This window comes from Rhizobium sp. NFACC06-2 (assembly GCF_900101425.1).
GTDB lineage: Bacteria > Pseudomonadota > Alphaproteobacteria > Rhizobiales > Rhizobiaceae > Agrobacterium > Agrobacterium leguminum.
In genome coordinates, this window is record NZ_FMVA01000005.1 from 230,335 (window position 1) to 256,154 (window position 25,820).

General features: G+C 59.7%; 30 protein-coding genes. 14 read left to right on the forward strand and 16 right to left on the reverse strand.

Annotated features, from left to right (window positions below):
• Positions 1–82 precede the first annotated feature (82 nt).
• Entirely contained in the window at positions 83–688 is a 606-nt protein-coding gene (locus tag F3H58_RS11805) for a YqgE/AlgH family protein (protein ID WP_003521117.1), read from the reverse strand.
• 161 nt (positions 689–849) lie between these two features.
• Between F3H58_RS11805 and F3H58_RS11810 the strand changes: the two genes are divergently transcribed.
• From F3H58_RS11810 to F3H58_RS11820, 4 genes are all read left to right on the forward strand, one after another.
• Complete coding sequence (locus F3H58_RS11810; protein WP_149742305.1) at positions 850–1,698, forward strand: protein-disulfide reductase DsbD domain-containing protein; 849 nt, start codon at positions 850–852, stop codon at positions 1,696–1,698.
• Between the two features lie 199 nt (positions 1,699–1,897).
• Complete coding sequence (locus F3H58_RS11815; protein ID WP_149742306.1) at positions 1,898–2,383, forward strand: peroxiredoxin; 486 nt, start codon at positions 1,898–1,900, stop codon at positions 2,381–2,383.
• A gap of 333 nt (positions 2,384–2,716) precedes the next feature.
• The gene (locus F3H58_RS27515) at positions 2,717–3,256 is read left to right on the forward strand and encodes a hypothetical protein (RefSeq protein WP_286169432.1); all 540 of its coding nucleotides are present in this window, start codon (positions 2,717–2,719) and stop codon (positions 3,254–3,256) included.
• 83 nt (positions 3,257–3,339) lie between these two features.
• On the forward strand, positions 3,340–5,328 hold the full coding sequence (locus F3H58_RS11820) for an autotransporter domain-containing protein (RefSeq protein WP_286169433.1): 1,989 nt from the start codon (positions 3,340–3,342) through the stop codon (positions 5,326–5,328).
• A 14-nt stretch (positions 5,329–5,342) separates the two neighbouring features.
• On the opposite strand, the gene F3H58_RS11825 is transcribed toward F3H58_RS11820, so the two are convergent.
• From F3H58_RS11825 to coxB, 12 genes are all read right to left on the reverse strand, one after another.
• On the reverse strand, positions 5,343–5,651 hold the full coding sequence (locus F3H58_RS11825; RefSeq protein WP_149742307.1) for a Dabb family protein: 309 nt from the start codon (positions 5,649–5,651) through the stop codon (positions 5,343–5,345).
• Positions 5,652–5,786: 135 nt separating this feature from the next.
• On the reverse strand, positions 5,787–6,227 hold the full coding sequence (rnhA, locus tag F3H58_RS11830) for a ribonuclease HI (RefSeq protein ID WP_065654308.1): 441 nt from the start codon (positions 6,225–6,227) through the stop codon (positions 5,787–5,789).
• Positions 6,224–7,192: a homoserine kinase gene (locus tag F3H58_RS11835; RefSeq protein ID WP_080817489.1), complete on the reverse strand. Its 969-nt coding sequence runs from the start codon at positions 7,190–7,192 to the stop codon at positions 6,224–6,226. The genes rnhA and F3H58_RS11835 overlap by 4 nt, the downstream gene beginning before the upstream one ends.
• Positions 7,193–7,284: 92 nt before the next feature.
• Positions 7,285–8,331 carry a 4-hydroxy-3-methylbut-2-enyl diphosphate reductase gene (ispH, locus tag F3H58_RS11840; protein WP_003521111.1) on the reverse strand — a complete coding sequence of 349 codons (1,047 nt, stop codon included), beginning with the start codon at positions 8,329–8,331 and terminating at the stop codon, positions 7,285–7,287.
• Between the two features lie 77 nt (positions 8,332–8,408).
• Positions 8,409–9,143 (reverse strand): SURF1 family protein, encoded by a 735-nt coding sequence (locus F3H58_RS11845; RefSeq protein ID WP_149742366.1) that lies wholly within the window; start codon positions 9,141–9,143, stop codon positions 8,409–8,411.
• A 10-nt stretch (positions 9,144–9,153) separates the two neighbouring features.
• Positions 9,154–9,540 (reverse strand): DUF983 domain-containing protein, encoded by a 387-nt coding sequence (locus tag F3H58_RS11850; protein WP_003521108.1) that lies wholly within the window; start codon positions 9,538–9,540, stop codon positions 9,154–9,156.
• 247 nt (positions 9,541–9,787) lie between these two features.
• Positions 9,788–10,663, reverse strand: a complete 876-nt coding sequence (locus F3H58_RS11855; RefSeq protein ID WP_080817490.1) for a cytochrome c oxidase subunit 3 — start codon at positions 10,661–10,663, stop codon at positions 9,788–9,790.
• Between the two features lie 61 nt (positions 10,664–10,724).
• Positions 10,725–11,342 carry a cytochrome c oxidase assembly protein gene (locus tag F3H58_RS11860; protein ID WP_003521106.1) on the reverse strand — a complete coding sequence of 206 codons (618 nt, stop codon included), beginning with the start codon at positions 11,340–11,342 and terminating at the stop codon, positions 10,725–10,727.
• Positions 11,343–11,371: 29 nt separating this feature from the next.
• Positions 11,372–11,503 carry a cytochrome c oxidase system small membrane protein gene (locus F3H58_RS27520; protein ID WP_003521105.1) on the reverse strand — a complete coding sequence of 44 codons (132 nt, stop codon included), beginning with the start codon at positions 11,501–11,503 and terminating at the stop codon, positions 11,372–11,374.
• Positions 11,503–12,456: a heme o synthase gene (gene cyoE, locus F3H58_RS11870; RefSeq protein ID WP_003521104.1), complete on the reverse strand. Its 954-nt coding sequence runs from the start codon at positions 12,454–12,456 to the stop codon at positions 11,503–11,505. The genes F3H58_RS27520 and cyoE overlap by 1 nt, the downstream gene beginning before the upstream one ends.
• Positions 12,457–12,847: 391 nt before the next feature.
• Entirely contained in the window at positions 12,848–14,548 is a 1,701-nt protein-coding gene (gene ctaD, locus F3H58_RS11875) for a cytochrome c oxidase subunit I (protein ID WP_149742308.1), read from the reverse strand.
• A gap of 16 nt (positions 14,549–14,564) precedes the next feature.
• Complete coding sequence (gene coxB / locus F3H58_RS11880) at positions 14,565–15,428, reverse strand: cytochrome c oxidase subunit II (RefSeq protein ID WP_003521102.1); 864 nt, start codon at positions 15,426–15,428, stop codon at positions 14,565–14,567.
• A gap of 443 nt (positions 15,429–15,871) precedes the next feature.
• Here coxB and F3H58_RS11885 point away from each other — a divergent pair, with 443 nt between their 5' ends.
• The 4 genes from F3H58_RS11885 to F3H58_RS11900 all read left to right on the forward strand — a co-directional run bounded on the left by F3H58_RS11885 (position 15,872) and on the right by F3H58_RS11900 (position 19,586).
• Positions 15,872–16,396: an invasion associated locus B family protein gene (locus F3H58_RS11885; protein WP_003521101.1), complete on the forward strand. Its 525-nt coding sequence runs from the start codon at positions 15,872–15,874 to the stop codon at positions 16,394–16,396.
• Positions 16,397–16,852: 456 nt separating this feature from the next.
• Entirely contained in the window at positions 16,853–18,268 is a 1,416-nt protein-coding gene (gene tldD / locus F3H58_RS11890) for a metalloprotease TldD (protein ID WP_127756251.1), read from the forward strand.
• A 199-nt stretch (positions 18,269–18,467) separates the two neighbouring features.
• Positions 18,468–18,905, forward strand: coding sequence for a bleomycin resistance protein (locus tag F3H58_RS11895; protein ID WP_077982815.1), 438 nt, complete (start codon positions 18,468–18,470; stop codon positions 18,903–18,905).
• A 6-nt stretch (positions 18,906–18,911) separates the two neighbouring features.
• Entirely contained in the window at positions 18,912–19,586 is a 675-nt protein-coding gene (locus F3H58_RS11900; RefSeq protein ID WP_149742309.1) for an HAD family hydrolase, read from the forward strand.
• Here F3H58_RS11900 and F3H58_RS11905 read toward each other — a convergent pair.
• Entirely contained in the window at positions 19,575–19,883 is a 309-nt protein-coding gene (locus F3H58_RS11905) for a pyrophosphohydrolase domain-containing protein (RefSeq protein WP_149742310.1), read from the reverse strand. The genes F3H58_RS11900 and F3H58_RS11905 overlap by 12 nt on opposite strands.
• Positions 19,884–20,037: 154 nt before the next feature.
• Here F3H58_RS11905 and F3H58_RS11910 point away from each other — a divergent pair, with 154 nt between their 5' ends.
• Complete coding sequence (locus F3H58_RS11910) at positions 20,038–20,817, forward strand: sulfite exporter TauE/SafE family protein (protein WP_188128885.1); 780 nt, start codon at positions 20,038–20,040, stop codon at positions 20,815–20,817.
• 30 nt (positions 20,818–20,847) lie between these two features.
• Here F3H58_RS11910 and pdxH read toward each other — a convergent pair whose 3' ends face one another.
• Positions 20,848–21,468, reverse strand: a complete 621-nt coding sequence (gene pdxH, locus F3H58_RS11915; protein ID WP_149742311.1) for a pyridoxamine 5'-phosphate oxidase — start codon at positions 21,466–21,468, stop codon at positions 20,848–20,850.
• A 56-nt stretch (positions 21,469–21,524) separates the two neighbouring features.
• Here pdxH and F3H58_RS11920 point away from each other — a divergent pair, with 56 nt between their 5' ends.
• From F3H58_RS11920 to F3H58_RS11935, 4 genes are all read left to right on the forward strand, one after another.
• A complete protein-coding gene (locus F3H58_RS11920) occupies positions 21,525–21,974 on the forward strand; it encodes an RT0821/Lpp0805 family surface protein (RefSeq protein WP_149742312.1) in 450 nt (149 codons plus the stop codon).
• Positions 21,975–22,184: 210 nt separating this feature from the next.
• Positions 22,185–23,300, forward strand: coding sequence for a DnaJ C-terminal domain-containing protein (locus F3H58_RS11925; RefSeq protein ID WP_149742313.1), 1,116 nt, complete (start codon positions 22,185–22,187; stop codon positions 23,298–23,300).
• Between the two features lie 131 nt (positions 23,301–23,431).
• Positions 23,432–24,250: an enoyl-ACP reductase FabI gene (fabI, locus tag F3H58_RS11930; protein ID WP_003521090.1), complete on the forward strand. Its 819-nt coding sequence runs from the start codon at positions 23,432–23,434 to the stop codon at positions 24,248–24,250.
• A 35-nt stretch (positions 24,251–24,285) separates the two neighbouring features.
• Positions 24,286–24,879, forward strand: coding sequence for a histidine phosphatase family protein (locus F3H58_RS11935; protein WP_149742314.1), 594 nt, complete (start codon positions 24,286–24,288; stop codon positions 24,877–24,879).
• Positions 24,880–25,126: 247 nt separating this feature from the next.
• Here F3H58_RS11935 and F3H58_RS11940 read toward each other — a convergent pair whose 3' ends face one another.
• The gene (locus F3H58_RS11940; protein ID WP_188128886.1) at positions 25,127–25,387 is read right to left on the reverse strand and encodes a DUF1344 domain-containing protein; all 261 of its coding nucleotides are present in this window, start codon (positions 25,385–25,387) and stop codon (positions 25,127–25,129) included.
• Between the two features lie 40 nt (positions 25,388–25,427).
• Here F3H58_RS11940 and F3H58_RS27225 point away from each other — a divergent pair, with 40 nt between their 5' ends.
• Complete coding sequence (locus F3H58_RS27225; RefSeq protein ID WP_188128887.1) at positions 25,428–25,817, forward strand: hypothetical protein; 390 nt, start codon at positions 25,428–25,430, stop codon at positions 25,815–25,817.
• Positions 25,818–25,820 lie beyond the last annotated feature (3 nt).

The window sequence follows — 25,820 nt, forward strand, 5'->3', positions numbered from 1 at the left end:
TACTTTCTGTCCGGCTTTCCGGGTGAGTAACGTCAGGGGTCGGGATTTGGTTCCAGCCAAAACCGGCGGAACATTCAGGGGCTCAGGCGTGCCCGGCATCCGTGGAAAGCATGCGCGCATCGACGCCCATGAGCGCCAGCGCCCGCTCGTATTTATTGTCCAGCCCACGGTCGAAGATCAGTTCTTCCGCAGCGGGGCAATTCAGCCAGCCATTATTGGCGATTTCGTTTTCCAGCTGGCCCGGACCCCAGCCGGCATAACCGAGCATCATGGTCGCCCTTTGCGGACCGCGGCCGTTGGAAATGGCGCGAACGATATCGAGCGTTGCCGTTAGCGAAATGTCATCGCTGACCGGAATGCTGGATTCGCTTAAATAATCATCCGAATGCAGCACGAAACCCCGGCCGGATTCCACCGGGCCGCCGCACTGGATCGGGAATTCGCGGGTGCGGTTGGGCAGCATGATGGCGTCGTTGCTGTCCACCAGTTTCAGGTGCAGCAGAATATCCGTAAAGGTGATCTGCTGCGGCCGGTTGATGATGAACCCCATGGCGCCAGCATCCGAATGGGCGCAGATATAGATCACCGAACGGGCAAAATTGCCGTCGTCCAGCCCCGGCATCGCGATGAGGAACTGACCATCGAGAAAGCCACGTTCGCGTTTGTCCATCAGGGTTGAAAAGCTCACCGGCGCCTCCAGGAGACCGCATTCCATCGTTTAACGGAAAACGGCGTTCGCACTTCGACAAAGGACAGGATGCGGCATCGCGCCCGATCAATCAACCGAAAATGATGAACCGCACGAATTCGTAACTGGTCCGCCGGGCGATGTTGGGTTAGACGGAAAGCATGAGCGCCAGAATATTCTTTCGATTTTCACATTTCCGTTTTGCAGCGGCATTTGCTGCCCTACTTGGCGGTGCTGAAGCCGCCCAGGCCGAGATTACCGACTGGGCGAGAAGCGAAGGCGGCCAGATGCGCGTGGCGAGCCTTGCCATGGATGCCGACGGCGTGGTGCGCGGCGTGCTGCAGATCGAACCGAAGGACGGCTGGATCACCTATTGGCGCGAACCGGGCGAAGCAGGCATACCGCCGCAGATCACGCCCGATCCGGCAAGTGGTGCGGCGCTCACCACCATGGCCTATCCGGTTCCGAAGCTGATCGAAAACGGCGACATCACCGATATCGGCTACGACCACGCCGTCAGCCTTCCGTTTCAGCTGAAAGCCACGGACCCGGCCGCAGGCGGGAAGATCGATCTCACCGCCTTCATCGGCGTGTGCCAGAATATCTGCATTCCCTTCGAGGCGAAGTTTTCAATCGAGCGCGGCAATGCCGGCGATGACGACCGCGAGGAGCGGCGATTGCTGGAGGAGGCGCGCGAAACGCTGCCCGAGGCGGCCTCCGACGATTTCAAGGTGATCGATTTCCACATCACGCCCGACAAGACCATGCTCGGCGTGCAATTGCAGCTTCCGGAAAACGCGCCGAAGGAGACCGAAATCTTCATCGCCGGTCCCTCGGGCTTTGCCTATTACGAGCCGCAGAACCTGGTGCGCGACAAGCGCAAGCTTTCCTTCTACATGAACATCAAGGGCCTGCCGAAAACCTATCAGGTGCAGGGCAATAGCTGGCCTATCCTGGTCAAATCCGGCGACCGGGCCATGGAAACGATGCTGAATTTCCCGAAGCCCTGAGCAGCGCTTCAGCGCTGGAAATTAGCTCGAAAACCGCATGACAGATTTCATTTCCGTGCTCCGGATCCTGTCAGGTTCATTCTGAATCTGAGAGTATCCGGACACCTTGTTTTCGTTTGTCTTCCCGGGAAAACCGGGTTCCACTTTTCCCTGCCAAACTCTATAGTCGCGCGAACCGAACGGCTACAGGAGCACGGACATGACCATCAAGATCGGCGAAAAACTGCCTTCCGCAACTTTCAAGGAAAAGACGGCCGACGGCCCGGTGGAAACCACCACGGACGCGCTTTTCGGCGGCAAGAAGGTGGTTCTCTTTGCCGTTCCCGGCGCTTTCACCCCCACCTGCTCGCTGAACCATCTGCCGGGCTATCTCGAAAACCGCGACACCATTCTTTCCAAGGGCGTGGATGATATCGCCGTGGTCTCCGTCAATGACTGGCACGTCATGGGCGCCTGGGCGCAATCCTCCGGCGGTCAGGGCAAAATCCACTTCCTCGCCGACTGGGACGCCGCTTTCACCAAGGCGCTGGGCCTCGACGCCGATCTTTCCGCCGGCGGTCTCGGCGTTCGCTCCAAGCGTTATTCGATGCTGGTGGAAGACGGCGTGGTAAAGTCGCTGAACGTCGAAGAAAACCCCGGCCAGGCGACCGTTTCGGCCGCCGCTGCAATGATCGAGCAGCTTTAAGAAGCTTATTCTTAAATACACAACTTCATACATCAAATATTAAGCAGGCCCGCGAACTTATCTTTGCGGGCCTTGACGAATCACGATCAATTCAGACAAATAACTTAAGAGGTTAGTCGTTATTTAATCACATATATACCAAATTTATTACATAAGAAATAATAAGACTTATCTTACTGAAAAATACTAAAATAGATATTCCACAGGGAATACTTAAATTCATTCATTTATTCGCAAATGGGCATGATGCGCCATCCACAGATATTTCTACCCTTAGTCCGTTGAACCCTGTCTAGGTTCGTCACAGGGTACGACACCGGAGAATAGGTGGGTATGCGCAGCAACACATCAGCAATCTTTCAGCCTCACTCGATTTCCGTTTCATACAAAAACTTGGTTGGACCTTTTGCACTAAACGCCCCAGTGCCGCGCCGCCCTGCGTCTCCGTCGTCGCGCCTGATGACGGGCTGGCTATCACCGAAACCTCTGACATTTTTCTTCACCGTTCCAATGTTGCTCGGACTGAACTGTGCCGCCACAGCAGGTGACATTCCAGGCTCGCCCTACGTTCGCTGGCTAGAAGGAGCAGACAGTAATTTTGTCAAGGGCATCAGCGGAGACGGGTCTGTCGCGGTCGGATATTCGAGTTTCAGCAGTGGCCCGCGACCTTTTCGCTGGGAAGCGGCGACAGGAAAGCTGCGCTATATTGATGGTGGGATTGAAAAAAATGGTGGGCGCCCGGAGAAGGCAAATGTGGACGGCTCCGTGATCGTGGGCACCTCCAACAGCGACCAGGCCTTCCGCTGGACCACGAAGACCGGAATGAGGACACTTGGCACGCTAACGGGGACCGACAAATCGCCATGGCCGTAAGTGCCGATGGGTCGATCATCGTTGGTGTATCTACAAATGCCGAAGTGCAGCGAGCGTTTCGCTGGTCAGCGGCGACTGGCGTCATGACAGCGATTGACATGCCCGCCGATGTAACCTCTTCCGTTGCCAATGACGTCAGCCTCGATGGAAAAGTTGTTGTCGGGGAATACTTTACCGAGACCAACATGCACGCCTTTCGTTGGACCGCGACCGATGGTGCTATCGATATTGGAACACTTCCCGGTTCTTACGATGCGCGCGCGTTCGCGACGAATAAAGACGGAACGATTGTCGCAGGAGCCTCAAGATTTATCAATCAGGTTACCATCGACGCATTGGACGACAGAATGGGCAGGTTCGATGAGGACAGCGACGTCAAAATTATCACTAAACGCGATCCCGTCAGGCCCTTGACAATGTTCTTTGAAGAATGGCACGGCTTCAGATGGAACGCTGCGACGGGATCTCTGCAGCCGCTTGAGGAAACTCCGAGTGGAACTGGCTCCCTCCCCTATGCCATGAGCGCAGACGGTTCCGTCATTGTCGGGAACTGGGAAGCCGCCATCGGTCAGCGTGGCTTCCGCTGGACGGAGGCGACGGGCATGGTTTCCGTCGAGGAATGGCTGCGCAGCAACGGCGTCGCCGTTCTTGCCGATTTCACCCTTACCGCCACGGGCGTCAGTGCCGATGGCAATATCATTGTAGGCCAGACGAAAAACAACACGCCCTATATTGCCCGCATCGTGCTTGCGGATACCGGGACATCCGGCCCAAGCACCACATTGGACGACGTGGATGCGTCGGCATCCGGAGATACGGGTAACGGCGGCAGGCAGCCACGAGGAATCGACCTTACCAACGGATCAGGCACCTCAACTCCTACTCCGACATCCTCCGGTGGTTCTGCTTCGTCTACGTCATCTACCTCCTCAACGCCTGCCTCGCCCTCGGGCTCCTCCGGTGCCTCGACATCTTCCGCCACCACGACATCTTCTCCAGCGTCAGCGGCTAATGAATCTAATGCGGCTTCTACCCCGCCACCCGCTTCGGCAGCGCCAGCGGCTGGTGAATCTCATGCGGCTTCTGCGCCTCCAATCGCTTCGGCCGTCACCACTGGCCGCTCCGTCCTTCCCGCGCGGTCCGGCATCATCGACCTCGATCAATATGCCAGCACGCTGGCCGCGAGGCCCAATTCGGGTGTCGGCCTTGCCATTGCCAATACCGTTCTGGACGGCGCCCACGGCGCGCCAATGCGCAGCCTGCTGGAGCCGGGTCGGCAATCTTTCTCCATCGTCAGCGATATCGGCTACAATGACGGCCGCGACGCGGCTGGCGGTTTCGGCATTGCCGATATCAGTTATGGCATCGGGCTCGAAGGTGGCGCTACGGCGCGTATGTCTTTCGGCGGCCTTCACGACCAACGCGATATCAATACCGGCGGTGACTTCATTCACAGCGGCTTCTACATCGCTCCCGAGATCAGCCTGCCGCTCACTGGCGGCCTATATGCCACCATTGGCGGTTATTATGCACCCGGCAGGATATCGATCGACCGCGGTTATCTCAATGGCGGCGCGATGGATTATTCGCGCGGTGAGGCCGATCTCGACGCATGGGCGGCGAAACTGCGTATCGACTGGCTGGATGCCCTTTCAATCGGCGAATGGAACCTGACGCCCTATGCCGGCGTGACTTATGCGAAAGCCGAGATGGGTGCTTATGCGGAAACCGGCGGGGCTTTTCCGGCCCGTTTTGATGCGAGCGGCCAGCAATCCACCATCATTCGCGCCGGTCTCGATGGCGTCACCGATCTCAGCGACTCGATCCGCCTCATGGCAAGAGCCGAGGCGGCCTACCGGCTGGAAAAGAAGACGGCAACGACCACGGGCACCATTGATGGTTTAATGGGGTTTTCCTTCGCCGGGCAAGACATAGACCGTTTCTGGCTGCGCGGCGGCCTTGGTGCGGAATTCGATGTGGCGGGCGGAACGGCATCACTGAATGTCAACGTCACCACCGAGGGCGACGATCCCGACCTATGGGTCCGGACCGGCTGGAAGATCACCTTCTGACCGGTCGTTTCCCTTTATACATTCATGTCAAACACCAGAAGCCCGGCGAGACCGCCATCGGTGAGCGACACGAGACGTTCCCCCACTTCCATGTGCTTAGGATGGGCGAGATAGTCGTCGCGGGCCTCGGGGCTTTCCAGCGTCACGATGAAACCGTCGACAAAACCGCCATTCAAGCCTTCGGGCGAGACATTCTGGCCGTATTTCACATCGATGATGCCGGGTATCACATCCTTCAGGGCGGCAATCGCCTCGAATATCGCCTGTTTCTCAGAAGAGGCCGTTGCAGCCTTGAAGCGTAGAAATACACAATGCAGGATCATCCGGATTTCTCTCCTCCGTTGAGCGCTACCGGAGCGCCCCTTGACGACAAGATAGGTCGGGTTTCGGTTTTCACAACCCCCGATAACGGGGCCGCCGGCTCGGATTTGCCAGGCCTGAAATAGAGCAGGCTTCCATTACCGCCGTTTGAAGGGCTCCATGCCCTTTCGCGCCAATTCGTCGGCGCGTTCGTTTTCCGGGTGGCCGGCATGGCCCTTGACCCAGTGCAAGGTAACCTTATGGCGCTGCTGCGCCGCTTCCAGCGCCTGCCATAGTTCAACATTCTTGACCGGCTTGTTATCGGCGGTTTTCCAGCCCTTCTTTTTCCAGCCGAAAATCCACTTGGTGATGCCGTCCTTCACATAGGCGCTGTCGGTATAAAGATCGACCTCGCAGGGGCTTTTCAGCGCATTGAGCGCCGAAATCGCCGCCATCAATTCCATGCGGTTATTGGTGGTCTCGGCCTCGCCGCCCAAGAGTTCCTTCTCCACCTCACCGTAACGCAGCACGGCGCCCCAGCCGCCGGGACCGGGATTGCCGGAGCAGGCGCCATCGGTGAAAATATCGACATGTTTCATTCGCCCGCCAGCCCATATTCGGCGACAGTGGCGATGGAACGGTGGAACCGCAGCTTGCGCAGATATTCCAGCGGGTCCTTCTTGACCACCAGCGCGCCTTCCGGCGTCGTCAGCCAGTCATAAAGGCGGGTGAGGAAGAAACGCAACGCCGAACCGCGCGCCAGAAGCGGCAGCGCCTCAAGCTCCGCTGCGCTCAGCGGGCGCACCGACTGGTAACCTTCCAGCAGCGCCTTGCCCTTGGTGACGTTGTAAGCGCCATCCTTTTCGAAGCACCAGGCATTGAGGCAGATCGACACGTCATAAGCGAGCAGATCGTTGCAGGCGAAATAAAAGTCGATCAGGCCGGACAGTTCATCGCCGAGGAAGAACACGTTGTCCTGGAACAAATCGGCATGGATGACGCCAGCCGGCAGATTCTTCGGCCAATGGGCGGCGAGATAATCGATTTCCGGGCGAATTTCGTCTTTCAGGCCCTTCTCCACCTCGTCGGCGCGCGCTTCGGACTTGTCCCAAAGCACCTTCCAGCCTTCGACGGAAAGCGCGTTCGGCCGCTTGATCTCGAACCCCTCGCCCGCCAGATGCATGGCGGCCAGCGCCTTGCCGACTTCGCGGCAATGTTTCGCTTCCGGCTTTCTCAGCCACATGCCCTCGAGAAAGGAGATGAGCGCCGCCGGCCGACCCGATAGCTCTCCCAGCAACTCGCCATCCTTGCGCGGCAACGGCAGGGGGCAGGACAGGCCCTTGGCGGCCAGATGCTGCATGAGGCCGAGGAAGAAGGGCAGATCGGATTTCTCCACGCGCTTTTCATAAAGCGTGAGAATCAGCGGGTCCTTGGTGGTATGCAGCAGGAAATTGGAGTTTTCGACGCCTTCGGCAATGCCCTTGTAGGAGGTGAGGCTGCCGACGTCATATTGCGTGAGGAAATTCCTCAGATCATCTTCGGTGATGTCCGTATAAACTGCCAATTTCAAATCTCTTGATGAAGGATGGAGTGGAAATCTCGGGTGGAGATGACGCAGGTGGGACGGAAACCGCCCGCATTCAGCGCCATCCCGCTTCAGATGCCGGCGGCGGTTTTCGGCGGCAGCGCATCATTGGCATTGCCGTTCACGAAAGCCATGTCGTCCGTCGTCAGCTCGATGCTGCGCAGCTCGCGATTGACGAGGAAATGTTCCGTTTCCTCCACCGTCACGGCGAGATCGAGCGTCGTATCGAAACGCGCCTTGAAGGCTTCGATGATCTCATCGACGATGACCTCCGGCGCGGATGCGCCGGCCGAAAGGCCGACGGTGCGGATATCGCCGATTTCATTCCAGTCGATTTCCGAGGCCCGCTGCACCAGCACGGAGCGCTGTGCACCGGCCCGCAGCGCCACTTCCACAAGCCGCTTGGAATTGGAGGAATTGGGCGCGCCAACAACGATGAAGAGGTCGCAGCCGGGGGCCGCCTGCTTCACCGCATCCTGACGGTTGGTGGTTGCGTAACAGATGCTGTCGGCGGCGGGCGCCTGAATGGCCGGGAAACGTTCCTGCAGCCTGGCGATGACGCCGGCCGTGTCATCGACCGAAAGTGTCGTCTGGGTGACGAAGCCAAGATTTTCGCGGTCCGCCGGTTCGTAACGGCCGGCGTCTTCCACCGTTTCGATCAGCGAGACCGTTCCTTCCGGAAGCTGGCCCATGGTGCCGATGACCTCGGGGTGGCCGGCATGGCCGATCAGCACCACATGGCGGCCAAGGCGCTGGTGGCGCATGGCCTGCTTGTGGACTTTGGAGACCAGCGGGCAAGTGGCATCGAGATAAAACAGATTACGCGCCTGCGCATCCTCCGGCACGGATTTCGGCACGCCGTGGGCCGAGAAAACCACCGGCTGCTCGCGGTGCTCGGCCGGGATTTCATGCAGTTCCTCGACGAAAACCGCGCCCTTGGCTTCCAGCCCTTCCACCACATAACGGTTATGCACGATTTCGTGGCGGACATAGACGGGTGCGCCATAGGCCTTCAGCGCCAGCACGACGATCTGAATCGCCCGGTCCACGCCCGCGCAAAAGCCGCGCGGTCCGCACAGCCTTATCGTCAAAGGGGGTTTGGAAACGGCGATGTTCATTCCAGCTCCTTGGCCTGCTCCTTGGGCCGTGCTTCATGGCCTTGCCCGACAAGCTGCCTTACCGGACGGGCTGCGCTTTATTCACCCTGCGCCTTACCGTTCCGGAAATAGGCAAAACCGGCGACGATGACAAGGGCCGCCGCCAACCCATACCACGTTATCGCATATTGCAGGTGATTGTTGGGCAAATCTATCAGCGTCACGCCACCCTGCGGCCAGCCGCCCGGGTTAGGCGCGTTGTCAGCATCCACGAAGAGGTGGACCAGCCGGTCGGGCGGGATATCGGCGCTGGAGGCCATGGCCGCCAGATCCTTCCAGTAGAAGATGTTCTTGGCGATATCGTTATCGGGCAGCAGCGAGGACGGTTTGGCAACCAGCGGCGCGCGCGAAAGCCCGGTGATCGTCACCTCGCCGCTCACCTGGCCATCGGGCCGTTTGGCCGCGTCCTTCATCTCAAAGGGTACGAAGCCGCGATTGACGAAAAGAATGCGGCCATCGGCAAGCGTCAGCGGCGTATAGATGTAATAGCCGGTTTGCCCCTGATGGGTGGCGAAGAAATGCCGCTCGCGAGCATGATCGAAGGTGCCGGAAAGGCTGACCGTCCGGTATTCGATATCGCCGCCGCTTTTCGCGATTGCCTCTATGTCGGAGAGGGGCACCGGGCTCGCGCTCCGCCGCTCCTCGATATCGGCAATCAGCGCTTCTTTCCAGTAGAGACGCTTCACCTGCCAGGTGCCGAGCCCGAGAAGAATGGCAAGCGCCAGCAGCACCAGCGGCGCGGCGAACCAGACCCGCCTTTCCGCCGCCTTCATGTGGGAAACGTCATTCACGATCAAGCCTGCCTTCGCTTGCATTGTTGCGGTATTGCAGCGCAATCATGATCCCTTTCAGCTTGCGCAGCAGCACGAGGGAGACAATCACCGTAAACGGCAACCACAGCATGACATGCACCCAGACAGGCGGCGCAAAACGCTGATCGAACCAGAGCGCCAGCCCGACGACCAGAAAACCGACGATCAGCATGACGAAAACCGCCGGGCCATCGCCCGCATCGGCAAACCCGTAATCCAGTCCGCAGGCGCTGCAGGCGGGTTTTATGGTCAGAAAGCCGTCGAACAGCCGTCCGTTGCCGCAACGCGGGCAGCAGCCTTTCAAGCCCACCTTGATGGGATCGACCGGCGCGAAATTACCGTTTGATGGTTCAGACATGACGACCTCCCGCTTCCGCCTGCAAACCGCTGTGTTGGAGAGGGTTCAGGCACGAGGGCAGCAACCGCTGCCCGTGACGTGTCGACGGAGGCCTAGTCTCCCTCCTCCGTCATCCCCGGGCTTGACCCGAGGATTGCACACTACCGATCTGGTTTCCCGGGTCGAGCCCGGGAATGGCGCCGGGCGTGCGGGAAGCTCGCCCTGGACATCAGGGCGGCGACTTGCCGTCCCTCCATTATCGGTGCAATCAGCCGTGCAGCGGCGCGCCCCAGCCACCCCAGATATAGATGGCGAAGAACAGGAACAGCCAGACGACATCCACGAAGTGCCAGTACCAGGCAGCCGCCTCGAAACCGAAATGCTGCTGGGGCGTGAAACCGCCGCCAATGGCGCGGAACAGGCAGACCAGCAGGAAGACCGTGCCGACGAAGACGTGGAAACCGTGGAAGCCGGTGGCCATGAAGAAGGTCGCGCCGTAGATCGAATTCTTGAAGTCGAACGGCGCGTGCATGTATTCGTAAACCTGCACGGTGGAGAACAGGACGCCAAGCGCGACGGTGAGCAACAGACCGGTGATCAGGCCCTTGCGGTCATTATGCAGCAGGGCATGGTGCGCCCAGGTGACGCAGGTGCCCGACAGAAGCAGGATGACGGTGTTGTAGAGCGGCAGGTGCCAGGGATCGATCACCTCGATGCCCTTGGGCGGCCATTGCCCGCCGGTATATTCGAGGCGCGACGCCTGAATTGCCTCGTGCGGGAAGAGGCTGGCATCGAAATAGGCCCAGAACCACGCCACGAAGAACATCACCTCCGAGGCGATGAACATAATCATGCCGTAACGCAGGTGAAGCGAGACGACGCGGGTGTGGTTGCCCTCATGGGCTTCCTTGATCGTGTCGGACCACCATGCATACATCGTGTAAAGCACGATGACGAGGCCGATATAGAACAGCCAGGGATTGGCCAGTTCCGCGCCGAACAGCTTGAAGGAGCCGCCCGACAGGTAACGCATGTAACAGACGCCACCAAAGGTCAGGATGAAGGCGCCGATCGAGGCCAGAAGCGGCCAGGGGCTTGGATCGATAATGTGGTAGTCGTGGTTCTTCTGATGCGTATCTGCCATTGCGACAATCCCCGAATGTCTCTTCCCTGATCCGGCCTCGGATAAAAGGCCAGATCTCCTCTCACAATTTGCTTTCGCCAGATGAAGTCTTTACCGGCAAGGACGCAACCGGTTTTTCGGTTTTGGCCGGATAAAACGTATAGGACAGCGTTAAAGTATGAATGCTCTTGGTTTCGCGCGCCGTGGCGATGTCAGGATCGACGAAGAACACCACCGGCATCTCCAGCGTTTCGCCCGGCTGCAGCGTCGTTTCAGTGAAGCAGAAGCACTCCACCTTGTTGAAATAGGCGCCCGCTTCCATCGGCGTGACGTTGAAGACCGCCGTGCCCGTGGTCGCCACGGGTGAACGGTTCGTCGCCTTGAACGTCACCTGCACCGTTTCGCCGATCTTCGGCGTGACCTTTTTATCGACCGGCTGGAAATCCCAGTTGAGGCCGTTCGACGTGTTGGCGTCGAAGGTGACGTTGATGGTCTTGTCGAGGATGACGTCGGAATATTGCTCGACGCGCTGGGTGGTGCCGTTATAGCCGGTGACACGGCAGAACAGCGTATAAAGCGGTACGGCGGCATAGGCCATGCCGATCATGGCGCAGAAAAACACCAGACAAAGCACGAGGATGGAGCGATTGCTCACCCGCTGCCTGCCGGTCCCTGCCGTCTGCGCTTCCATATTCGCCATCTCCTCCTCCTCTCCCCTCAATCAGCGCGTCAGTGCGAGCCGATCTTGATGATGGTGATGATGTAGAACAGCACCACCAGGCCTGCGAGCAGGACGCCGAGCGCGATGTTGCGCCCACGTCTCGATTTTTTCTGCGCCGCGCTCAGTTCCACCGTTTCCATCACAGGACTCCCGACATGACGGCCTTCAGGGCCGGCGCGAAATGATCGGCCAGAAGGCCGGAGAAAATCGCAAAAAGGTAAAGCACCGAATAGGCGAACATCTTCTTGGCCGGCAGCATCTTCTCGTCGCCCTCAGGCATGCGCCGGACATCGAGCGAACAGTAAACGAAGATCGCGCTCAGAACGGCGGCGAAAATGCCGTAGCCGGCGCTCGCAAGGCCGGTGAAATAAGGCGCGACGGCCGCGGCCGCGGTCAGCACCGCATAAACGATCATCTGGTTCTTGGTCGAGCGTTCGCCGACCACGTTCGGCATCATGGGAATGCCGACGGCGCCGTAATCGCGCATCTTGAACAGCGCCAGCGCCCAGAAATGAGCCGGTGTCCACAGGAAGATGATGAGGAACAGGATGATGCTGTCCAGCGAAACGCCGCCGGTGACGCAGGCCCAGCCGAGCATGGGCGGGAAAGCGCCGGCCGCACCGCCGATGACGATGTTCTGCGGTGTCGAGCGTTTCAGCCACATCGTATAGATGACGGCGTAAAAGAAGATGGTGAAGGCGAGCAGGCCGGCCGAGAACCAGTTGACGGCAAGGCCGAGAATGACCACCGAAAAGGCCGACAGCGTCAGCCCGAAGGCCAGCGCCTCGCGCGGCGCGATGCGGCCGGACGGGATCGGCCGCCGGGCGGTGCGGCTCATCACGGCGTCGATATCGGCATCGTACCACATGTTGAGCGCGCCGGATGCGCCGGCGCCGACCGCGATGCAGAGGATGGCGATGATGCCGAGCACCGGGTTGATTTCACCCGGCGCCAGCACGAGGCCCGCAAAGGCCGTGAAGACGACGAGCGACATGACGCGCGGCTTCAGCAATTCGAAATAATCGCGCGCGCCGGCTTCCGAAAGTTCGGAGCCCTTCACGCCCAGCATGTCGCGATTGTCGATAATGCTCATTTCCTGTCCTGTTTCCTTCGAACGCCGCGTGAAGCGACGTCCCCTGCACCGGCCCGAAAACAAATGTGATTTCCGGCATGCGCGATGCGTCAATTCATGGGTCCCGAACGTCCTGGCATGAGCGGCGCCGGGCAAAACCGATGCCATTTTCCGGCTTTTCGCCGCACCCTGCCGCCATTCGTCTGCGCTTGCATTTCATAAAGGCCAGATTTGGCATTTATCACGTCCGGGGCATGTATCACGTCGGACGGCAGGCATCGCTTGGACAAAATGTCACGCGGCAGGAGAGACTGCCCGTTCGGGAAACGGCACGGCACGGACCGAACCGCGCCGTCCCTCATTTTCAGCGCCGGGAATTCGCAGGCCCTGCCCGCGCCTTCCGGCCCGCGCATCAGCGAATGCGCGGCAGCTGTTCCCACTGGTGGTAGGGCGGCGGCGAAGACAGCTGCCATTCGAGCGTCGTCGCACCTTCACCCCACGGGTTGTTGCCGGCGATCCGCTTCTTTGCGAAGGCTTCCCAGACGCAGAAGAGGAAGATCAGCACGCCGACGGCCGAGATGTAGGAACCGTAGGAGGATACCATGTTCCAGCCGGCATAGGCATCGGGATAATCGACGTAGCGGCGCGGCATGCCGGCAAGACCGAGGAAGTGCTGCGGGAAGAACACGAGGTTCACGCCCACGAACATGACCCAGAAATGCAGCTTGCCGAGGAACTCGCTGTACATGTAGCCGGTGATCTTCGGGAACCAGTAATACCAGCCGGCAAAGATCGCGAAGACCGCGCCGAGCGACAGAACGTAGTGGAAGTGCGCCACCACGTAATAGGTATCGTGCAGCGAACGGTCGAGACCGGCATTGGCGAGCTGGACGCCGGTGACGCCGCCGACCGTGAACAGGAAGATGAAGCCGATCGCCCAGACCATCGGGGTCGAGAAGGTCAGCGAACCGCCCCACATGGTCGCAATCCACGAGAAGATCTTGATACCCGTCGGCACCGCGATGACCATGGTGGCGAAGACGAAGTAACGCTGCGCTTCGAGCGACAGGCCGACCGTGTACATGTGGTGAGCCCAGACGATGAAGCCGACGGCGCCGATGGCGACCATGGCATAGGCCATGCCGAGGTAACCGAAGACCGGCTTCTTGGAGAAGGTGGACACGATGTGGCTGATGATGCCGAAGCCCGGCAAGATCAGGATGTAGACTTCCGGATGGCCGAAGAACCAGAACAGGTGCTGGTAAAGGATCGGGTCACCGCCTCCTTCCGGCGAGAAGAATGCCGTGCCGAAGTTGCGGTCGGTCAGAAGCATGGTGATGCCGCCTGCCAGAACCGGCAGCGAAAGCAGCAGCAGGAACGCGGTGACGAGGACCGACCAGGCGAAGAGCGGCATCTTGTGCAGCGTCATGCCCGGGGCGCGCATGTTGAGGATGGTGGTGATGAAGTTGATCGCACCGAGGATCGACGACGCGCCCGAAACGTGCAGCGCGAAGATCGCCAGATCCACCGCCGGTCCCGGCATGCCGCTGGTCGATAGAGGCGGATACATGGTCCAACCGCCACCGACACCGTAGGCGCCCGCAGGGCCCTCGACGAAGAGCGAGAGAATGAGAAGGATGAAAGCCGGAACGATCAGCCAGAAGGAAATGTTGTTCAGGCGCGGGAAAGCCATGTCCGGAGCGCCGATCATGATCGGGATCATCCAGTTGGCGAAACCGCCGATCAGCGCCGGCATGACCATGAAGAAGATCATGATCAGCGCGTGCGCGGTGGTGAACACGTTGAACATGTGCTTACCGCCATCGATGGCGGCGTCACCCTCAAAGCCGTAGACCATGGACGCCAGACCGTGGAAAATCTGGATGCCCGGCTCCTGCAGCTCCATGCGCATGACGACGGAAAGCCCGCCGCCGACGATACCGGCGATGATCGCGAAGATCAGATAGAGAGTGCCGATATCCTTGTGGTTGGTCGACAGGAACCAGCGGGCGAAGAAGCCCGGCGTATGGGAATGATGTGCATCATGCGAATGATCGTCATGTGCGGAATGACCATGCGAGTGATGATCGTCGTGTGCGGAAGGTCCAGCCATTGTCCTCACTCCAGAGTCAGTTGGTTTCGTTGGCGGCAACGTCGACGGTGCGCGGAGCGCCATCGACAGAGGCCATCAGCGCCCGGTTCGCGCCGCTCAGGTCAGAAGCGGCGGCGGTGAGCCAGGTGTTGTACTGCTGTTCGGAAACCACCCGAATGGCGATTGGCATGAAGGCATGGTCCTTGCCGCAAAGCTCGGAACACTGACCGTAATAAAGGCCCTCTTTTTCCGCCTTGAACCAGGTTTCGTTCAGGCGGCCGGGAACGGCGTCGATCTTGACGCCGAAAGCCGGCATGGCGAAGGAATGGATCACATCCGTCGGCGCAGCGGTGACGAGCAGGCGAACGGTCTTGCCGACCGGAACGACCATTTCATTGTCTACCGCCAGAAGACGCGGATAGCGGGCCCTGTCTTCCTTGCCCGCGGCGGCGCGATCCTGGTCCTTCAGCATGTAGCTGTCGAAGGAAACCGGCTCGGCGCCTTCGGCGGCCGTATATTCATAGCTCCACAGCCATTGCGTGGCGGTCGCCTTCAGCGTCACGTCGGGGTTTTCCGGCTGTGTGAGCTGCGCGTTCAAGAGATTGAACGACGGGAAAGCAAGGAACAGGAGAATGAGAACCGGCGCCAGCGTCCAGACCACCTCGATCGCCGTGTTATGGCTGGTCTTGGAAGCCACCGGATTTTTCGCGGCGCGGAATTTCAGGGCGACGACGATGAGCAGCGCAAGAACGAAAAGCGTAACCGGAACAATGAACCAGAGCGTATATTGTTCAAACCAGCGTATTTCGTGCATGATCGGCGTGGCGGCCTCCTGCATGCCCATTTGCCAATGCACCGGCTGATCGGCGTGGGCGCCGACAGCCGTGAGCAGACAGGTCATCCCCGCCAGTGCTGCGTAAATCCTATTCGTCACGGTACCCTCTCCCTCACGCGTCTGATCTAGATCAATCACAGACGCAGAATCCATGCTTATGGTACTAACTTCAAACCACAGTTTGTCCTCTGCCGCAATATGCGTCGGGACACGGATGCGCCCCAATTTTGCCATTGGTCAATCCACGGCGACTTTCTCTCACCCCACGCCTCACCGGACCGGCCGAACGCGGTTTCAAACAGCCCAAATGCGACAAAGCCCCTTCTCACAGCCGGTTTTGCCGCCAGTTTCATCGCCGGATAATGAATGCCGCGCCGGGCAAATCACACGCCCATACCGGAAGACAGGTCCTATTTCCGCCCAACTCCGCTGGAATTGAAGGCCTGAGGCTTTTTTTTCCGGATTATGGCGTCAAAATAGCCGCACTGATTCGAATCCCAGAGGTATCCATGCGTCTTTCCCCGCTCGCGCGCACTTTTCTTGCCGCCGCCGGTCTTGCCATCATCGCTCCCGCCGCTGCGGCGCTGGCGCAACAGCAGCCGCCCGGCACGCCGAAGTCGACGCATGGAGCATGGTCTGTCATCTGCGACAAGCCGGCGGGTGCGTCCGAAGAACAATGCGCGCTGATGCAGAACGTGATCGCCGACGACCGCCCGGAAGTTGGGCTTTCGGTGGTGGTGCTGAAGACGGCCGACCGAAAGTCGCGCATCCTGCGCATCCTCGCACCGCTTGGCGTGCTTTTGAAGGATGGCATGGAGCTTTATATCGACAATAATAATATCGGCCGCGCCTATTTCACCCGCTGCTTCTCCGAAGGCTGCTATGTGGAAGTGGATATCGACGACGAGCTGCTGAAGGTTCTGCGCGCCGGCAAGAACGCCGTTTTCGCGCTGCGCGAAGCCGTGGATCAGGATCGTGTGGGTATTCCGATCGAGCTTTCCGGCTTTGCCGAGGGCTACGACGCGCTTCCTTGAGTAAACACCTTGCTTTTTCAGTGCATAACTGTACTTTGATAGTATAGTTTTAGTTATTACTGAAAAGCATGAGAGACAACAGATCGCCAAGCTTACGCTTCATCTGCGGCGTTGCCATATGTTACGTCGCAATTGCATTCATAGCGGTTTATGCTCGCAAGAACGGGATATTTTTCCAATCTTCACGTGATTGGCAAAGCCTCAAGTTGGCTCTGTCAGTTGTATCCGGCAACCAACTTGCCTATTTTCACTGGCAGCGCATAACACATGACCTGAGCAATCATTGGTCAAGGCTGGCATTCCCGATGATCCTCCATCAAGTATGGATCTGCACTGCTGCTTTCTTTGTGGTGCATCTTATCTTCAAGCTAACCTAAACCCCGGTACGCTTTGGCTTGCCAGCGGCGCCAGGCGATCCTACATGCTTGCCGGACACTATTCAGTTTGGAGCCTCCCATGACCGACGACCTTGTAAAACTCTTCGATTGCGACGAGACGCAATTGCGCAAGCTGGTCGGCGAGGCGCTCGCCGGCGCTGACGATGGCGAGCTTTTCATCGAACATGCCCAGGCCGAATCGCTGACTTTCGATAATGGCCGGCTGAAGGGCGGCTCCTTCAACACCGATCAGGGTTTCGGCCTGCGCGCCGTCGCCGGCGAAACGGTGGGCTATGCCCATGCGGGCGAGCTGTCGCAAGGCGCGCTGAAACGTGCTTCGGATGCGGTGGGTGCGGTGACCAAGGGTTATTCCGGCTCCTATGCCGCCGCACCGCAGCGCACCAACAAGAAGCTCTATGGCGACGAGAACCCGATCGGCAGCCCGAGCTTCGAGGAGAAGGTGAAGCTCCTCACCGATATCGACGCCTATCTGCGCGACAAGGACGACAAGGTCCGGCAGGTGACGGCGACCATTTCGGCAAGCTGGCAGGTGGTGGACATCCTGCGGGCCGACGGCCATCGCGTCAGCGATATCCGGCCGATGACCCGCATCAATGTTTCCGTCGTGGCGGGCGAAGGCGACCGGCAGGAAAGCGGCTCCTACGGCATTGGCGGCCGCGTCGGTTTCAGCGATTTCATCACCACGGAAAACTGGCAGCGCGGTGCGGATGAAGCGCTGCGCCAGGCGCTCGTCAACCTCACCGCCATCGATGCGCCGGCCGGCACCATGGATGTGGTGCTCGGTTCCGGCTGGCCAGGCGTCATGCTGCACGAGGCGGTGGGCCACGGTCTGGAAGGCGATTTCAACCGCAAGAAAACCTCGGCCTTCGCCGGCCTGATGGGCGAAATGGTTGCCGCCCCCGGCGTGACCGTCGTGGATGACGGCACCATCGACAGCCGCCGCGGCTCGCTGACGATCGACGATGAAGGTACGCCTTCCGGTTATAATGTGCTGATCGAGAACGGCAGGCTGGTCGGTTACATGCAGGACCGGCAGAACGCCCGGCTGATGGGCGCCAAGCCCACCGGCAACGGCCGCCGGCAGGGCTACGCCTATGTGCCGATGCCACGCATGACCAATACCTACATGCTATCAGGCGACAAGACGCCGGAAGAAATCATCGCTTCCGTGAAGAAGGGCATCTATGCCGTCTCCTTCGGCGGCGGCCAGGTGGATATCACCTCCGGCAAATTCGTGTTCGGCTGCACCGAGGCCTACCTCATCGAAAACGGCAGGATCGGCGCGCCGGTGAAGGGCGCGATGCTGATCGGCAACGGGCCGGATGCGATGAAGCGCGTCTCGATGATCGGTAACGATTCCAAGCTCGATACCGGCATCGGCAATTGCGGCAAGGCCGGACAATGGGTGCCTGTCGGCGTCGGTCAGCCGCATCTGCGCATGGATCAGATCACCGTCGGCGGTACCAAGGCCTAGTTCCGCGGCGCATGGTCGGTTGCGGGAAACATCGAACCTGCCGCGACAGTCCTCACCCATAGCGTCGCCATCCCAGCCCATGACCCCGCACATGGCTGCCATGATGAGGTTTCCTCTGGCGTGCGGCCGGGAAGACGTTAAGATCACCCCTTATGGCAGGCCCCTCCTCCCATCCCGGGCCTGCGCGGCAAAGGAGACCATGACCATCATACGAAATGCCCTCGTTCCTGAACTTGCCGTCAGCGACTGGCAGAAAAGCCGCGCTTTTTATTGTGACCTGATCGGTTTTCATGTGGTCTATGAGCGCCCCGAAGAGGGTTTCACCTATCTGGCGCTAGGCGACGCAGAACTGATGATCGACCAGATCGGCGCAACACGGACCTTCGTGGCGGGCAATGCCTCGCTCGATACGCCGTTTGGCCGCGGCATGAACCTGCAGCTCGCCGTTCCTTCCCTGCAACCCATTCTTTCCCGGCTGGAGCGATCCTCGATTGACCTCGTCATGCCGCTGGAGGAAAAATGGTACAGGCGCGGCACGGTCGAAGTGGGCAACCGGCAATTCATTGTCGCAGATCCCGATGGCTATCTGATCCGCCCGTTCGAAAGCCTTGGCGAACGTCCCTTCCGGTTCGGCTGAGCGACCATGCTGCCTTTTCTGCCGCACGCCGTGGTTTTCGACATGGACGGATTGCTGATCGAAAGCGAGGCGCTCTATCGCGATTCGTTTCTGGCGGCCTCGGATGAAGGCGGCCATGGCATGAAGGTCGAGACCTATCAAAAGGTCTGCGGCAGCCCCTGGGATGTCATCACCGGCACCATCTTTGCCGATTATGGCGCCGATTTTCCGATGGCGACCTTCCGTGATGCCTGGCTCCGGCATCTCGGCCTGATGATGGCGGAGGGAGTGGCGCTGAAACCCGGCGTCATCGAAATCCTCGATCTTCTCGACCGGTTCGATATCCGCCGCGCCATCGCCACCTCGTCGCGGCACGATTCGGTGACGCGCCATCTCGGCCCTTACGATCTTCTCGGACGTTTCGACACCATCGTCGCGCGGGGCGACTATACCGAGCCGAAACCGGCGCCCATGCCGTATCTGACCGCAGCCGGACGACTTTCCCGCGATCCGGGCCGCTGCCTTGCGCTGGAGGATTCCTATTCAGGCGTGCGCTCGGCGACATCGGCGGGCATGATGACGATCATGGTGCCGGATGTGGCGCCGCCGACCGAGGAAATGCGGGAGAAGTGCATTGCCGTTGCAAACGACCTGCATGCGGTGGCGGCCATGTTGGAAAAGCTGGAGCCTTCAGGGTTGTGACGGCGTAAAGCGCCACTTACGCTCGATCGCACCTTCAATATCGAGACCGTTATAATGGGCCAGCAACAGCACATGGCCGAGCAGATCGGCGGCTTCATCGGCCAGATCCCGCTTCATCTCCTCTTTGCTCCTGCCCTTAATGCGCCCCCGTCCTGTCAGCCGATTCCAGGCCTGTGTGACCTCGCCAACCTCTTCCTGAAGCTTCAGCATGTACCAGTCCGGGTCGCGAAATATTCCGTTTTCAGCGGCATATTTTTGCGAAGCCTCTTCAAACCGAGGCATCATGTCAGCAAACATTTGTTCATCCTTTGTTCATGCGCTACAACTCTAATCATGATTCTCTGACGGCGTCGACCCGTCAGGGCGTCACGCAGCCCTGAACTGAAAATTCCGCGACATGTATATGCAAGCGGGATAGAGAAAAGATATTCGAACAACCGTGCCATCGCCCATGTCCCACCTCGATTTTTTCTCGTCCCTCATCACCGCGCATAGTCCGACGCTGCTCGCCATGTTCGCGGGCGCCGCCTTTCTGGCCGGCCTTGCCCGCGGCTTTTCCGGTTTCGGTGCGGCGCTCATCTTCATCCCGCTCGCAAGCGCCATCGTCGGGCCGCGTATCGCCTCGGCAGTGCTGCTGGTGGTGGACGCCGTGCTGACGCTCGGCATGATACCGCCCGCATGGCGCATGGCGGACCGGCGCGAAGTCTTCATCATGGCGGCCGGCGCCTTTGTCGGCGTGCCGCTTGGAACCATGCTGCTTTCCAACGGCGATCCGCTGACGCTGCGCTGGATCATCTCCGCCGTGGTCGTGATGCTGCTGTTGTTTCTGCTTTCCGGCTGGCGTTACAGCGGCCGGCCGAAGACACCGCTGACCCTCTTCACCGGGTTTCTGGCCGGGCTGTTTTCGGGTGCTGCGCAACTGGGCGGTCCGCCGGTCGTCGCCTATTGGCTCGGCGGCGCCCTCAAAGGCGCTTTCGTGCGCGCCAATGTCATCTTATATTTCGCGATTTCGACCGTTATCTCCACCGGCAGCTATTTCGTCAGCGGCCTGTTCACCGCCGATGTCTTCGTCTTTTTCCTGCTGGCCCTGCCCTTTTACGGGGCCGGGCTTTATGCCGGCGCGCGACTGCACGGGCTTGCCGACGAGGCGGCGTTCCGGCGCATCTGCTATGGGCTGATCGCCATATCCGCCGTCATCGGCCTGCCGCTGTTCGATTCGCTGCTGAAATAGGCAGGCCGTAAATGGCCTGCCCGACCGCCCTTACGGATACATGCGGACCTTGGACCATGCACCGTCAGGCGTCTCGCGGCGGAATTCGATGCGGTCATGCAGGCGGAATTTGCGGTCGTGCCAGAATTCGATGCTGAGCGGCCGGATGCGAAAACCCGACCAGTAGGACGGGCGCGGAATATCGCCGATGGCATATCTGGCGGTATATTCCGCCACGGCCTTTTCCAGCGCGAAACGACCTTCCAGCGGCCGAGACTGCTTGGAAGCCCAGGCGCCGATGCGGCTGCCGCGCGGGCGGGAGGCATAATAGGCATCCGCCTCCGCGTCGCTCACGATCTCCACCTCGCCCCGCAGGCGCACCTGTCGCCGCAGGCTCTTCCAGTGGAAACACATGGCCGCTTTTTTCTGGCCGAGGATCTCCCGGCCCTTCTGGCTTTCGAAATTCGTGTAGAACACGAAGCCGCGGTCATCGACGCCTTTCAGCAGCACCATGCGCACGTTCGGCAGGCCATTTTCGTCCACGGTGGCGAGTGCCACTGCGTTCGGATCGTTGATTTCGGAAGCCGTCGCGTCCTTTAGCCACTCGGCAAAAAGCGTGAAAGGTTCATTTTCTTCCGTGAAGTCACTGGATGTTAACCCCGTTTCCGACATATTGACTAAAATGCTCCCGAGCTGATTTGGACCCCAGAGATGATCTCTGGTGAAAGATGGTGACCGTCATAGCAAAGTCGAACAGTCGAACAAAGAGCCTCCTTTCGTCGGTAGCGGAAGTTTCCGCCGTCGTGTCAATGCTTGTGGTGCTGAGCGGCTGCGTCAGCCTAGACCTGTTCGGCGGCGACAAGGTCGACCGCTCGCTTTCCACGGCCTCCATTCCCAACCAGCCGAACAATGCGCCGCAGACGGACGATGCGACGATCCGCAATGCGGTGACGTCGGCCGATCTCGCCAAGCTCGCCGACCAGCCGCTGCCCTGGGCCAATGCCGCCACCGGCAGCGCCGGCGTCGTCACCGCCATTCGCGAAGACAAATCCAGCGGCTTCGTCTGCCGCGATTTCAGGACGACGCGCCACTCCTTCGAGGGCGTTGCGAGCTATGCCGGACAGGCCTGCCTGTCGGAAACCGGCGAATGGCTGCTGACCCGCTTCGAGCAGAAATAATCTGTTTACCCTGCCATGGGGAATAAAGCCGGCCTCGGTGCGGCGCGCTCCTCCGTAAAGGAGTGATTAGCAACTTATTGCAACAGTCGACGTTGATTAAACCGAGGGCGTGCAGGCGAATGATCGCGGGCATCCCTTTTCGGAGGGGTTAGTTTCAGGATTGCGCCATGAAGGGCGGCAGCGCCTGAGCCAACGTAACTGGTGTTTCGCATGCGCGATCCATATTCTATCCTCGGCGTAAAACGTGACGCCCGCCACGAGGAAATCAAGGCCGCCTGGCGCACGAAGGCGAAAACCGTCCATCCGGACGCCAATCGCGACGATCCCGACGCCTCGGCGCGATTCGCCGAGATCGGGCAGGCCTATGATCTTCTCAAAGACCCGAAAAAACGCGATCTCTACGACCAGGCCCGCAAGGCTGCCGAAAAGAAACAGCGCGGCGAAACCATCATGCAGCAGCGGGAAGCCGCGCGCGAGGCCGCCGAGCGCGCCAAGGCCGCCGAAAAGCTGATGGAGGAACTGGCCCGTGCGGACGCCCGCAACCGGGCGCAGACCGGCCAGAAAACCGACGCCAAGGCGGAAACCGCCGAAGATATCGTCGAACGGATTTTTGGCGCGGAAGCACAGAACGATCCCAAGGTGCAGCAGGCGGCGGAAGCGGCAAAGGCTGCCGCGGGCACCGCAAAAAGCGATATGCCGGGTGCCGGCGAGACCGCGCAGCCCGGCGCCGCCGATGACAGGACAGCACCCGCATCGCTCGCCGCCAATCTTTTCAGCGCTCTGGTGCGCCGTTTCCGCACGCCGCAGCCGGCTGCCGAAAAAGCGCCGGACATCACTGCGGAGGCCACCGTCACGGTCGCCGATCTGCTGGAACACAAGTGGATTACCGTGTCGCTTGCCGACGAACGCGAGGTTCGTTTCCAGCTCGAAGCCGGCATGAGCGACGGACACGTGGTCCGGCTGAAGGGACAGGGGCTGAAGCTACCCAACATGGCGCGCGGCGACCTTGCCGTGACATTGCTGACCGCCCGTGACGACGCGTTTTCCCTTCGTGGCTTCGATATTCACACGACGCTGCCGATCTCGCTCAGCGATGCGGTTCTGGGGTGTGAAACGAAAGTCAGGACTCCGCTCGGTGAAGAAAACATCACCATTCCGGCCTGGTCCGGCTCGGACCGTGTGCTGAGGCTTGCCGGCAAGGGCCTCGCCGACGGCAAGGGCGGAAAGGGCGATCTCGTCATCGAATTGCGCATCGTCTTGCTCGAAAAGCCGGATGAAAAAGTGACCGACCTGATGCGACACATGCGCGAAGGCCTTTATTTGTGAAAGTTTTGCGAATAGCCGGGACAACGCACCCTTTGTTACGCTCCCTAACAGTTGATGATCTTTGGCAATCTTGAACAGGATTGCAGCCTATGCCATAGGCAGGACCGATCAAAAGTATTAGGGAGCATAAAATGGCTCAGGCATCCGGCCTCATGGCTGGCAAACGCGGCCTCATCATGGGTGTCGCCAATAATCGTTCCATCGCTTGGGGCATCGCCAAGGCCTGTGCCGACGCGGGCGCGGAAGTTGCGCTGACCTGGCAGGGCGACGCGCTGAAGAAGCGGGTCGAGCCGCTCGCGCAGGAACTGGGCGCCTTCATGGCCGGTCATTGTGACGTGACCGATCTCGAGACGATCGATGCGGTTTTTGCCGGGCTGGAAAAGCACTGGGGCAAGATCGACTTCGTCGTGCACGCCATCGCCTTTTCCGACAAGGACGAGCTGACCGGGCGTTACCTCGATACCAGCCGCGACAATTTCAACCGCACCATGGATATTTCCGTGTTCTCGCTGGCCGCCGTTGCCAAGCGTGCCGAGCCGGTCATGAATGACGGTGGCTCGATCATCACGCTGACCTATTACGGCGCCGAGAAGGTCATGCCGAACTACAACGTCATGGGCGTGGCCAAGGCCGCACTCGAGGCAAGCGTGCGTTACCTCGCCGTCGACCTCGGCAATCGCGGCATCCGCGTCAATGCCGTTTCCGCCGGCCCGATCAAGACGCTTGCCGCTTCCGGCATCGGCGACTTCCGCTATATTCTGAAGTGGAACGAATATAATGCGCCGCTGAAGCGTACCGTTTCCATCGAGGAAGTCGGCAAGTCGGCGTTGTATCTCTTGTCCGACCTTTCGACCGGCGTGACCGGCGAAATCCACCATGTCGATTCCGGTTACCACACCATCGGCATGAAGGCGGTGGATGCGCCCGATATTTCGGTGGTGAAGGACTGACCACCGGCGGATATGCTTGAAACAGGGGTATCGCCTTGCTCGTCTATGTGATCCGGCACGGACAAACGGACTGGAATGCGATACGCCGGCTTCAGGGCCAGAAAGACATTCCGCTCAACGATTTCGGCCGCCAGCAGGCGGTCGGTAACGGCAAACTGCTTGCGCAGCTGCTGGGGGAACAGGCCACGGATTTCGACTATGTGGCGAGCCCGCTCGGGCGCACGCGCGAGACCATGGAACTGATGCGCGGCGCGATGGGCCTCGATCCCAAGGCCTATCGTACCGACGATCGCCTGATCGAAGTTTCCTTCGGCGACTGGGAAGGGCAAACCCTGCCGGAGCTGAAAAAAGAGTTCCCGGACCGGGTGAAGGCGCGCAAGGCCAATAAATGGGATTTCATTCCCCCCGGCCAGGATGCCGAAAGCTATGAAATCCTCTCCTGGCGCATCGGCGCGTGGCTTTCCTCCGTCGAGGTTCCGACGATATGCGTCTGCCATGGCGGCGTCATCCGCTCGATCTTCCGGCTGGTCTCCGGCATGGACAAGGACGAGGCATCAAGGACGCAGATTCCGCAGGACCGGATTTTGAAGGTCGAGATCGACAGGAATAGTGCGGACTGGATTTCGTGAGGCTGACAGAGGCCAATTCTCTGCATAGTCTGTCAGGCGTTTCCTATGAGTGGCGAGACGCTGCGGCTTGTTTCTTCTCCCGGAGGGGGAAAAGGTGGCCCGAAGGGTCGGATGAGGGGGCTAGCTCACAGTATTTCTCTACCCTCGCCCCCTCATCCCGCTGCCGCGGACTTCTCCCCGGCGGGGAGAAGAAACAAGCGGTATCCGCTCGTTTCACAACGGGGGTTTTGGTGTAAGGGGCCGCCGCTTACTCAACGACCTGGAGATCGTCGACCACGCGTTTCCCATCCACTTCCGTGTAGAACACCACGACCTTCACGCCCGCTTTCAGACCTTCGAAATTGAACTCTTCCGGCACGCGATAGGTCTTGCCGTCGCTCAGCGTAATGCTCAGGCCGTTCGCGTCGATCTTGCTGATCGTGCCTTCCACGTCGACGCTCTGGGCGAAGCCATTGATGGGCATCAGGAGGTTGGCGGTGGCCAGAAGGGCGGCAATCATCATACGCATCGATCTAGCTTTCGTGGATTTGCGTGAAAACCTTACATGCATGAAGAATTGCCTCTCGAATGTGGCGGAAATTGCCCGCAACCATGACATTTTCGGCCCAATTGATGAACGGATTTGGGATCGTGTTCAAGCCGTTAGTGATTTTTACACCGCATTTCCCGGCAATATTGGAAAACTCCGGATAAACGTGGAAAACGGCGGCGCATTTACATTTCCGTCATCTCGAAAAACCGCGCTCACCGACACGAATCGCCGCCCACTCTCAAACCGGCGCCTGTCGGCGGGAGGGGGAAGACGCCTGTCGATCTCGTGTTCGGCACTTATCCTGCCGCAGCGAAAGAAAGGCTTTTGCCTTGTCGGGATTTACACTAAGACAAATCCGCTTGTTTTAAACGGCGCTCCACGCAGGCGCCCTGTCTTCCGGTTTTGAAAA

Coding starts and splice junctions, on each gene's coding strand:
- F3H58_RS11810 (WP_149742305.1), top strand. CDS start 850: ATGAGCGCCAGAATATTCTTTCGATTTTCACATTTCCGTTTTGCAGCG.
- F3H58_RS11815 (WP_149742306.1), top strand. CDS start 1,898: ATGACCATCAAGATCGGCGAAAAACTGCCTTCCGCAACTTTCAAGGAA.
- F3H58_RS27515 (WP_286169432.1), top strand. CDS start 2,717: ATGCGCAGCAACACATCAGCAATCTTTCAGCCTCACTCGATTTCCGTT.
- F3H58_RS11820 (WP_286169433.1), top strand. CDS start 3,340: ATGACAGCGATTGACATGCCCGCCGATGTAACCTCTTCCGTTGCCAAT.
- F3H58_RS11825 (WP_149742307.1), bottom strand. CDS start 5,651: ATGATCCTGCATTGTGTATTTCTACGCTTCAAGGCTGCAACGGCCTCT.
- rnhA (WP_065654308.1), bottom strand. CDS start 6,227: ATGAAACATGTCGATATTTTCACCGATGGCGCCTGCTCCGGCAATCCC.
- ispH (WP_003521111.1), bottom strand. CDS start 8,331: ATGAACATCGCCGTTTCCAAACCCCCTTTGACGATAAGGCTGTGCGGA.
- F3H58_RS11845 (WP_149742366.1), bottom strand. CDS start 9,143: ATGAAGGCGGCGGAAAGGCGGGTCTGGTTCGCCGCGCCGCTGGTGCTG.
- F3H58_RS11850 (WP_003521108.1), bottom strand. CDS start 9,540: ATGTCTGAACCATCAAACGGTAATTTCGCGCCGGTCGATCCCATCAAG.
- F3H58_RS11855 (WP_080817490.1), bottom strand. CDS start 10,663: ATGGCAGATACGCATCAGAAGAACCACGACTACCACATTATCGATCCA.
- F3H58_RS11860 (WP_003521106.1), bottom strand. CDS start 11,342: ATGGCGAATATGGAAGCGCAGACGGCAGGGACCGGCAGGCAGCGGGTG.
- F3H58_RS27520 (WP_003521105.1), bottom strand. CDS start 11,503: ATGGAAACGGTGGAACTGAGCGCGGCGCAGAAAAAATCGAGACGTGGG.
- cyoE (WP_003521104.1), bottom strand. CDS start 12,456: ATGAGCATTATCGACAATCGCGACATGCTGGGCGTGAAGGGCTCCGAA.
- ctaD (WP_149742308.1), bottom strand. CDS start 14,548: ATGGCTGGACCTTCCGCACACGACGATCATCACTCGCATGGTCATTCC.
- coxB (WP_003521102.1), bottom strand. CDS start 15,428: ATGACCTGTCTGCTCACGGCTGTCGGCGCCCACGCCGATCAGCCGGTG.
- F3H58_RS11885 (WP_003521101.1), top strand. CDS start 15,872: ATGCGTCTTTCCCCGCTCGCGCGCACTTTTCTTGCCGCCGCCGGTCTT.
- tldD (WP_127756251.1), top strand. CDS start 16,853: ATGACCGACGACCTTGTAAAACTCTTCGATTGCGACGAGACGCAATTG.
- F3H58_RS11895 (WP_077982815.1), top strand. CDS start 18,468: ATGACCATCATACGAAATGCCCTCGTTCCTGAACTTGCCGTCAGCGAC.
- F3H58_RS11900 (WP_149742309.1), top strand. CDS start 18,912: ATGCTGCCTTTTCTGCCGCACGCCGTGGTTTTCGACATGGACGGATTG.
- F3H58_RS11905 (WP_149742310.1), bottom strand. CDS start 19,883: ATGTTTGCTGACATGATGCCTCGGTTTGAAGAGGCTTCGCAAAAATAT.
- F3H58_RS11910 (WP_188128885.1), top strand. CDS start 20,038: ATGTCCCACCTCGATTTTTTCTCGTCCCTCATCACCGCGCATAGTCCG.
- pdxH (WP_149742311.1), bottom strand. CDS start 21,468: ATGTCGGAAACGGGGTTAACATCCAGTGACTTCACGGAAGAAAATGAA.
- F3H58_RS11920 (WP_149742312.1), top strand. CDS start 21,525: ATGGTGACCGTCATAGCAAAGTCGAACAGTCGAACAAAGAGCCTCCTT.
- F3H58_RS11925 (WP_149742313.1), top strand. CDS start 22,185: ATGCGCGATCCATATTCTATCCTCGGCGTAAAACGTGACGCCCGCCAC.
- fabI (WP_003521090.1), top strand. CDS start 23,432: ATGGCTCAGGCATCCGGCCTCATGGCTGGCAAACGCGGCCTCATCATG.
- F3H58_RS11940 (WP_188128886.1), bottom strand. CDS start 25,387: ATGCGTATGATGATTGCCGCCCTTCTGGCCACCGCCAACCTCCTGATG.
- F3H58_RS27225 (WP_188128887.1), top strand. CDS start 25,428: ATGAAGAATTGCCTCTCGAATGTGGCGGAAATTGCCCGCAACCATGAC.